Genomic DNA, 8392 nt, shown 5'->3' on the forward strand with positions numbered 1-8392 from the left:
GCGCGATCCGGCGGCCTCGCGGCCTGCCTGTTCGCGGCGGCGCGCACCGGTCCGGAGCGCACGATCCTGCGTGATTCGGGTGACCGCGTCGCCTGGTGCGGCCGTCCGGCCATCACCTGGACCTACGCGGCCGCCGCCGAGATCGTCGGGCGCCTCGCCCGCGGCATCGGCGCGTGGCGCCTTCCGGCCGGCAGCCGGATCGGGCTCTGGTTCGCCGGAGGCGCCGAATCGGCCCTCGCCCACCTCGCCGTCGAGGCGGCCGGCCACCTGCCCTGCGCGATGCCTGCCGCCTGGGATCCCGGACAGCTCTCCGCCGGGATCGAGGCCGCCGGCCTGGTGGCGGTGCTCACGGAGGGCCGCCGCGGCGCGCGCCGCCCCGCGGAAGACCTCACCCAGGCGGCCATGCGCCATTTCGGCCTGCGCTACCTCGCGGCCTTCGGCCCGAGCGTGCCGGACGGTGTGATCAGCCTCGACGTGATGGCCCTGGAGCGGGGCGTGGTCGCGCCGGTGGCGAGCCGCGGCCTCGTCACCTTCGCGGGGGGCGATCCCGGCCGGCCGGTCCATCGCAGCGCCGCGGCCCTCGCGGCGGCGATCGCCGCCCATCTCGACGCGCTGCCCCTGTCCGCGGACGAGCGGGTCCTGACGCTCCTGCCCGGCCACGATCTGCGCGGCCTCGTGACCGGCCTCGGCACGGCCCTGGCGGCGGGCGCCGGCCTGGAGACCGTGCTGCCCTTCGACGAGGCCGGGTTCCGCGCCGCCCTGCTGCGGCCGGTGCCCACGCGGCTCGTCGTGCCCGCCCTGATCGAGCCCGCCCTGATTGACCCTGCCCTGGCCGCCCTGCCCCTGCCCTGGACCGTCCGCGTCCTCCACGTGGTCCGCCGCGCGCCCACGCGCCTGACCCCGCGGAGCGCGGGGACCGCGGGTCCGCAGCGCCTCGACTCGGTGGTTTTCGGCGAGGCGGTGGTGCTCACGCGCCCCGGCCTGGACGACCTCGCCGCCACCCTGGCCCATCCGGAGCAGGCCCCCCTGCCCCGCGGGCTCCTGGACGTCGCCCGCGGGACCGAGGGCGGCCTCGCCTTTCGCGGGCCGGCCTGCGCGTCCGCTCCGCTCCCCGGCGGCGGGACGCCCGAGCCGGATCCGCACCTGTGGCGGAGCGCCGGCTACCGGCCCCTCCTGTCGGGCGGCTCGGCCGCCGCGGTCGTGGCGGCTTGAACGGCGGCCCCGCACCGGTTCATCCGGCGCTCAGGCGGCGCAGATAATCTCGCATCTGCACACGGACCGACGGATCCGATCCGCCTGTTCGCGGGTTCTGCATCGGATTGTCGTGACGGCTATCTTTCCAAGCCGTCCGGGATGGAGTACCGCTCAAGCTTATGGGTGCGCTGCAACAAGTGCTCGTGGTCGATGACGGCGTCCGCGCCGTGGACCGGTCCCTTTCGGGCGAGCTGGCCAGCCTCGGCTATGCGAGCGTGACCGCCTCGATGGAGGCGGCGGACGACGTGCTGGCCGTGATCGCGCGACCCGCCGCGGTCTTGCTCCAGGCTCCCACCCGGCGCGATCCCGCCTATGCCCGCCGCGCCGCCCGCCTCCGCGGCCATCTGCGCGACCGCGGCATCCCGGTGATTCTCATCGGCGATTCGGGGGAGGCCCGGGCCGGCGGCCCGGTCGATCTCGCGACCCGGCTCGGCGCCTACGTGGCCGCACAGCCGGATCTCTGACGCCCGTCCCGGTCGCATCCGGCCCGGGCAAGACGGACAGCCAAGTGGACACCGCAGGCGGACCGTCTGGGCCGCCGCGAGGCCCGCGCCTCCGACGACGGAGTCAGCGCGTCGCGCGCATCAGCTCCGGCGCGCCGAGCCTCGGCACGACCCCCTCCCGCATCACCAGCCGCCGCAGCGGCCCGAGCTGCGTCATCGCCAGCAGGCCGAGGCCGCGGAGCGCGTCCACCGGCAGCAGGGCGGTGAGCAGGCTGCGGTTGAGGAGGTCCACGGCGGCGGTGCGCGCCGCTGTATCGACGCGGCGCGCCCGCGCGTAGCCGTCGAGCACGGCGCGTGAACCGGGATCGCGGCGGTCGCGGGCGGCGGCCAGCACCGCGTCGCGCAGGGTCGCGGCGTCGCGCAGGCCGAGATTGAGGCCCTGGGCGCCGATCGGCGGGAAGACGTGGGCGGCCTCGCCGATCAGCGCCAGCCGATCCGCTACCGGCCGGGTCACCGCGAGGCTGCGCATGGGCACGAGTCCGCGGGGGCCGTCGACCCGCATGGCACCCAGCATCGCCCGGGCCTGCCGCTCCACGGCCTGGCCGAGGGCTCCGTCGTCGAGGGCCGCCAGCCGGCGCGCGGCGCCCTCCCCGGTCACCCAGACCAGGCTGGACCGGTGACCGCCCGGGAGCGGCACCAGGGTGAAGGGGCCGGACCGGGTGTGGAATTCGGTGGAGACGTCCCGATGCGGGCGCGCATGGGCCAGGATCGTGGTGATCGCGCTCTGCGGGTAGGTCCAGTCGCGCACGCGGACGCCGCTGGCGGCCCGCAGCGGCGAGCGCGCCCCGTCGGCCCCCACCACCAGCCGGGCCTCGACCGCGCCCCCGTCGGCCAGGGCGATGCGCGCGGCCGCCTCGCCGGGGACGGCGCCGGCGGCATCCGCCTCGACCAGGGTGAGGTTGTCCTGCCCCCGGGCGCAGGCGCGCAGGCTCTCGACCAGCCGCGCGCTCTCGACGTTCCAGCCGAAGGCGTCGAGGCCGATCTCGGCGGCGCGGAAGCGCGCCGGCGGCGGCCGGAACAGGCTGCCGGTGTCGTCGATGATCTGGAGTTCGCAGAGCGGGCTTGCGTGCGGCGCCACCGCCTCCCAGGCGCCCAGCGCCCCCAGGAACCGCACCGACCCGTCGAGGAGCGCGACGGTTCGCCCGTCCGCCACGGGGGCGTGGCGGCCGACCAGCGCCGTCGGAATCCCCTCCCGGGCGACCGCCAGCGCCGCGGCGAGCCCCGCGGCCCCGGCCCCGACCACGGCAACCTCGAACGGTGTCCCGGACCCCGTGACGGACCCGGTGACGGCCCCTGCGGCCTTGGCTCCTACCGACATGCTGCCCCGCACGATCTCCGCTCGGTCCCCCGTCGACCGGCCACCCATCGGGTGCCCGGCGGCCGGCCGGGGCCGCGGCGTCTTCTCCGCGCGGCCCGTGCCCGTATCTGAGCATTCCGGTGTCTCTGCCAACCCWGATCCGCGAAGGCCACAGCGCCGCAGCCCGGCGGCCTCAGGCCGGAGCGATCCGGTGCCCCCGTCCGCCTCGCCGCCGCGGCCGTCTCCACGCTGTCCGTGTCCCTCGCCCCGCCCGGGTCCGGCGCACCGTGCGGTCGACCCGGTCCGGGCCGGCGGCTGAGCCCCGTCAGCTCAGGAACGCCGCCAGCTCCGAAACGACCTCCTCCGGCCGCTCCTCCTGAAGGGTGTGACCGCAATCCAGCGCCCGGCCGGAGACGGCGGTGGCCTTCTCGCGCCACGTCTCCAGCACGTCGTAGGTCTGGCCGACCACGCCCCTCGCCCCCCAGAGCGCCAGGAGCGGGGCGGTGATCCGCGCCTGCGCATCGGCGGCGTCGTGCTCCAAGTCGATCCCGGCCGCCGCCCGGTAATCCTCGCAGATCGCGTGGCGGCAGGCGGGGTCGGCGTAGCAGCGCAGGTACTCGGCGAAGAGGTCGGGCGGCGGCGAGCCGGGCGTCTTGGACTGGCCCTCGACGTGATGGCGCAGGAAGTATTCCGGATCGGCCCCGATCAGCGTCTCCGGCAGGGGGTGGGGCTGGATGAAGAAGAACCACCAGAAGTACCGGGTGGCGAAATCCTTGTCGGTGCGCGCGTACATGGTCGCCGTGGGGGCGATGTCGAACAGGGCGATCCGCGCGACGGCCTGGGCGTGGTCGAGGGCGAGGCGGTGGGCGACGCGGCCGCCCCGGTCGTGGCCGACCACGGCGAACCGGTCGTGGCCGAGCGCCCGCATCACCGCCACCGCGTCGGCCGCCATGGCGCGCTTGGAATAGGCGACGTGGCGCTCGCCCCCCGGGGGCTTTCCCGAATCGCCGTAGCCGCGCAGGTCCATGGCCACCACGCTGCGGGTCTCGGCGAGGCGCGGGGCGACGTGGAGCCACGTGGACAGGGTCTGCGGGTGGCCGTGCAGCAGCAGGACCGGCGGCCCGGAGCCCGCCGAGCGGGCGTGGATCGTCACGCCGGGTGCGGTCTCGATCCGGTGCCGGTCGAAGCCCGGCAGGAAGTCGCTGGCCATGGGATCGATCTCCGGGGGCGGTCCCCCTCCCGCCGCACTGGCGCGCCGGGATGCACCGGATGATAAGGCGCCTCCGGCACCATGTCCGCCGAACCGCCATGACAGATGCACGCGCGACTCAGGACCCGGCCTTGAAGGATTCCGACGCGGCCGAGGCCGCGGAGGGGGAGGCCGGCCGCGCGCCCGCCGCGCCCGCCCTGCGGCCGAGCCTCCTCGATCCGCTCTTCGCGCCGGCCCGCGCCCTGCCGGGGATCGGGCCGAAGATGGCGCCGCTCATCGAGAAGCTGCTCGGCACCCCCGAGCGCGAGGCCCGGGTGGTGGACCTGCTGTTCCACCTGCCCCAGGGCGGCGTCGCGCGGAAGCTCATGGGCTCGATCAGCGACGCCCCCGTGGGCGAGCCGGTGACGATCGGCGTCACCGTGGTGGGGCACCGCCCGGCCCAGGCCGGAGCGGGCCGGCGCCCGCACCGGGTGCTGGTGGAGGATGCCACCGGCGACATCACCCTGGTGTTCTTCGGCATGCCCCGCGCCCGGGTGGAGAAGATGCTGCCGCTCGGGGCGCACCGCTACATCACCGGCCGGATCGACCTCTGGGACGGCACCCGCCAGATGGTCCACCCGTCCCGGATCGTGGACGAGGCGGGCTTGGCCGAGCTGCCCGCCGTCGAGCCGGTCTACGGGGCCACGGAGGGGCTGACCTCGCGGGCGATCAACAAGCTCGCGGTGGCGGCCCTCGACCGCCTGCCGGTCCTGCCGGAATGGCAGGATCCGGCCTGGCTGGAGAAGAACCGCCTGCCCGCCTTCGCGGAGGCCCTGCGCCTCGAGCACCGGCCCGAGGAGGCGCCCCCCAAGGCCGAGGATCCGCTCCAGCCGCCGCCCGCGACCCCGTCCCGGCGGCGGCTCGCCTACGACGAACTCCTCGCCTCCCAGCTGGCGCTCGCCCTCCTGCGCGCCCGCCAGCGGCGCAAGGCCGGCCGGGTCAATGCCGGCGACGGCGCCCTGAGCGCCCGCATCGAGGCCGCCCTCCCCTTCGCGCTGACCGGCGCGCAGGGCCGGGCGGTGGCGGAGATCCGCGCCGACCTCGCCGCGCCCCGCCGGATGCTGCGCCTGCTCCAGGGCGATGTCGGCTCGGGCAAGACCGCGGTGGCCCTGCTCGCCATGGCCTCGGCGGTGGAGGCCGGGCGTCAGGCCGCCCTGATGGCGCCCACCGAGATCCTCGCCCGGCAGCATTTCGAGCGGCTGAAGCCCCTGGCCGGCGGTTTGCGCCTGCGCCTGATGACCGGCCGCGACCGGGCCGCGGAGCGCAAGAGCACGCTGGCCGACCTCGCCGCGGGCGCGATCGACATCCTGGTCGGCACCCATGCCCTGTTCCAGGAGGCGGTCACCTTCCGCGACCTCGGCCTCGCGGTGGTGGACGAGCAGCACCGGTTCGGCGTTCACCAGCGCCTCGCCCTCGGGGCCAAGGGCGAGGCGGTGGACTTCCTGGTCATGACCGCGACGCCGATCCCCCGCACCCTGGCGCTGACCTTCTTCGGCGACATGGACGTGTCGATCCTCGACGAGAAGCCCGCCGGCCGGCAGCCGATCCGCACCCTGACCCTGTCCACCGAGCGGATCGACGAGGTCGTGGCCGGCCTCGCCCGGGCGATCGCCGGGGGCGAGCGGGTCTACTGGATCTGCCCGCTGGTGGAGGAATCCGAGTTCGTCGACCTCGCCGCCGCGGCCGAGCGCTTCGACGACCTGCGCAAGCATTTCGGCGACGCGGTCGGGCTGATCCACGGCAAGATGCCGGGTCCCGACAAGGATGCCGCCATGGCCCGCTTCGCCGCCGGGGAGACCAAGCTCCTGGTCTCGACCACCGTGGTGGAGGTCGGGGTCGACGTGCCCGAGGCCACCATCATGGTGATCGAGCACGCCGAGCGGTTCGGGCTGGCGCAGCTCCACCAGCTCCGGGGCCGGGTCGGGCGCGGCTCCAGGGCCTCGTCCTGCCTGCTGCTCTACCGGGGACCCCTCGGGCAGGTCTCGCGGGCGCGGCTCGAGATGATGCGGTCGAGCGAGGACGGCTTCCGGATCGCCGAGGCGGACCTGAAGCTGCGCGGCGAGGGCGAGGTGCTCGGCACCCGGCAGTCGGGGATGGCCGCCTTCCGCCTGGCCCGGCTGGAGAGCGACGGCGCCCTGCTGGAGGCCGCCCGCGACGACGCCCGGCTGATCGTGGAGCGCGATCCCGGCCTGAAGAGCCCCCGGGGGCAGGCCCTGCGGGCGCTCCTCTACCTGTTCGAACGCGAGGCCGCGATCCGGCTGATCGGCGCCGGATGAACGGCGCCATGAACGGCGTCGTTCAGGAAAGTCCGACGTTCATGAACGGTCGAGGCCGTCATCGTCCCCGATCGGCCAGATCGGTCGTCCGATGCGGCTTTGCCACAGGGTTTCGAAAAATTGCAGTGATTTCAAAGATTTGCCGGCGCTGAGCGGAAGCTTGGCGGCGCCTCGTCGGCGACCGGGAGGGCCGCGGGCAGGCCTCGTGACCTTGCATCAGCCATATTCTTCCCTTAACTGGAGATGAACGAATGGCCCGGTAAGCCGGGACATCACGGACGAATCTGGAGGACGGACATGTCGAATGGACTGTTCCAAAACCTGCCGGGCTCCCACGAGATGGCCGGTATCCAAGCGCTGCCGACCGAGCCCTGGCTTCTGCCGATCTCGGACCGCGCCGCCGAGGCGGCAAGCAAGACCGCGGACGAGCTGCAGGCCGCCGTGCGGCGGGCCGCCCGGCCATTCTGGCTGGTCGCCAACGGGCTCTGCATCGCCCTGGGCCTCGCCCTCACCCTGCAATGCGCCACCGGCTGGGTGCCGACGGCGCCGCGCAGCGCCGTGACGGTCGCACAGGCGACCCCGCCCACCATCGCGCCGCAGACGGCCTCGCTGCAGCGCTGAGCCGCACCGACAGGATGGAAGTCCAGGGCTGCCCCGCAGGCGCGGGGCGGCCTTTTTCATGGCCGATGGTCCCGGACAGGCGCCCGTTCCCGCGCGCGGCGCTCACGCGTCCTGCGGCTCCCGCTGCAGCGCCGAGCCGCCCGCCTGCTGCGCCGTCCGCAGGGAGGCCGCCATGGCGTTGAGCCGGCCCTGCGGGTCCTCCGGCTGGATCACCCCGGCCGACATCACCAGCTTGGCGGCGTCGTCGACGCTGATGGCGAGTTCAACCACCTCGGCCCGGGGCAGGTAGAAGAAGAAGCCCGTCGTCGGATTGGGCGCGCAGGGCAGGAACACGCCGACGAGGTCGTCCGCGGCGGCGCCCCGCGCCCGCAGCGCCCCTTCGACTTCGTGGGCCGCGGGGGCGGACAGGAACACCACCGACCACGTGCCCTTCACCGGGAATTCCACCAGCCCCACCGTGCGGAACGAGGTGCCGTTGGCGGAAAACAGCGTCTCGAAGATCTGCCGCAGGCCCTTGTAGAGGCCGGAGATCACCGGGGTGCGGGCCAGCAGGACCTCGCCGAACTCGATGACCGACCGCCCGACGAGGTTGGCCGTGAGGAATCCGAGCAGCGTCACCGCCAGGAAGGCGATGACCAGGCCGAGCCCCGGGATCGAGAACGGCAGGTAATGGTCCGGCAGGTAGCTCGCCGGCACCAGCGGCTTCACGAACGAATCGATCAGCGCGATGAACCACCAGGTGATGTAGGCGGTGATCGCGAGGGGGCCGGCCACGATGACGCCGGTGAGGAAGTAGGTCCGCAGCCGGCCGCGGGCGCTGACCCGCGTCTTCGGGGCGCCGCCGCCCGTCGCGGCGGCGTCGGGCTCGGGGACCTGGATCGGCGGGGGACTCGGCGCCACGGGTGCCCTCTCGGCCGCACCACGCGCGGCGATCCTGCTGCGGGGGCCATCCCCCGACGGCAGAGGTAGCGGTTGCGCTTCCCCGCCTCAAGGGCGCAGCGTCCGGCCCCGCCGGCCCTCAGGCGTCCGGGCCGGGCGGCCGGACGGCGGGAGCCGGCATCGCGTCCCGGGGAATCACGGCGCCGCGATGCCCGATCACCGTGCCGGCGAGGCGATGCGCCTCGGCGGCGGCGGCCTCCGGTGGCAGCCCGGCGATCCGCGCGGCGAGGTAGCCCGCCGCGAAGCTGTCCCC

At 74.9% G+C, this 8392-nt stretch carries 8 protein-coding genes; 4 read left to right on the forward strand and 4 right to left on the reverse strand.

Going from position 1 to position 8392, the window contains the following annotated elements; genetic code table 11:
* Both AC1DXK_RS29190 and AC1DXK_RS29195 read left to right on the forward strand, forming a co-directional pair.
* A partial coding sequence (locus AC1DXK_RS29190; protein ID WP_477299592.1) for an AMP-binding protein occupies nucleotides 1-1212 on the forward strand: 1212 nt, incomplete at its 5' end.
* Between the two features lie 161 nt (nucleotides 1213-1373).
* Nucleotides 1374-1718, forward strand: coding sequence for a hypothetical protein (locus tag AC1DXK_RS29195; RefSeq protein ID WP_457107867.1), 345 nt, complete (start codon nucleotides 1374-1376; stop codon nucleotides 1716-1718).
* 103 nt (nucleotides 1719-1821) lie between these two features.
* Here the strand turns inward: AC1DXK_RS29195 and AC1DXK_RS29200 are convergent, their stop codons facing one another.
* Both AC1DXK_RS29200 and AC1DXK_RS29205 read right to left on the reverse strand, forming a co-directional pair.
* Nucleotides 1822-3075: a UbiH/UbiF family hydroxylase gene (locus tag AC1DXK_RS29200; protein WP_457107866.1), complete on the reverse strand. Its 1254-nt coding sequence runs from the start codon at nucleotides 3073-3075 to the stop codon at nucleotides 1822-1824.
* A gap of 304 nt (nucleotides 3076-3379) precedes the next feature.
* Nucleotides 3380-4264, reverse strand: coding sequence for an alpha/beta fold hydrolase (locus tag AC1DXK_RS29205; RefSeq protein ID WP_457107865.1), 885 nt, complete (start codon nucleotides 4262-4264; stop codon nucleotides 3380-3382).
* A gap of 98 nt (nucleotides 4265-4362) precedes the next feature.
* Between AC1DXK_RS29205 and recG the strand changes: the two genes are divergently transcribed.
* Both recG and AC1DXK_RS29215 read left to right on the forward strand, forming a co-directional pair.
* Nucleotides 4363-6579, forward strand: a complete 2217-nt coding sequence (recG, locus tag AC1DXK_RS29210) for an ATP-dependent DNA helicase RecG (RefSeq protein ID WP_457107864.1) — start codon at nucleotides 4363-4365, stop codon at nucleotides 6577-6579.
* A gap of 297 nt (nucleotides 6580-6876) precedes the next feature.
* On the forward strand, nucleotides 6877-7200 hold the full coding sequence (locus AC1DXK_RS29215; protein ID WP_457107863.1) for a hypothetical protein: 324 nt from the start codon (nucleotides 6877-6879) through the stop codon (nucleotides 7198-7200).
* 102 nt (nucleotides 7201-7302) lie between these two features.
* On the opposite strand, the gene AC1DXK_RS29220 is transcribed toward AC1DXK_RS29215, so the two are convergent.
* Together AC1DXK_RS29220 and AC1DXK_RS29225 are read right to left on the reverse strand one after the other, a co-directional pair.
* Nucleotides 7303-8100, reverse strand: a complete 798-nt coding sequence (locus AC1DXK_RS29220) for a DUF502 domain-containing protein (RefSeq protein ID WP_457107862.1) — start codon at nucleotides 8098-8100, stop codon at nucleotides 7303-7305.
* 118 nt (nucleotides 8101-8218) lie between these two features.
* On the reverse strand, nucleotides 8219-8392 hold a 174-nt coding region (locus AC1DXK_RS29225), incomplete at its 5' end, for a PfkB family carbohydrate kinase (protein WP_477299593.1).

Source organism: Methylobacterium sp. P3_A11, from assembly GCF_056403155.1.

Coding starts and splice junctions, on each gene's coding strand:
- AC1DXK_RS29195 (WP_457107867.1), top strand. CDS start 1,374: ATGGGTGCGCTGCAACAAGTGCTCGTGGTCGATGACGGCGTCCGCGCC.
- AC1DXK_RS29200 (WP_457107866.1), bottom strand. CDS start 3,075: ATGTCGGTAGGAGCCAAGGCCGCAGGGGCCGTCACCGGGTCCGTCACG.
- AC1DXK_RS29205 (WP_457107865.1), bottom strand. CDS start 4,264: ATGGCCAGCGACTTCCTGCCGGGCTTCGACCGGCACCGGATCGAGACC.
- recG (WP_457107864.1), top strand. CDS start 4,363: ATGACAGATGCACGCGCGACTCAGGACCCGGCCTTGAAGGATTCCGAC.
- AC1DXK_RS29215 (WP_457107863.1), top strand. CDS start 6,877: ATGTCGAATGGACTGTTCCAAAACCTGCCGGGCTCCCACGAGATGGCC.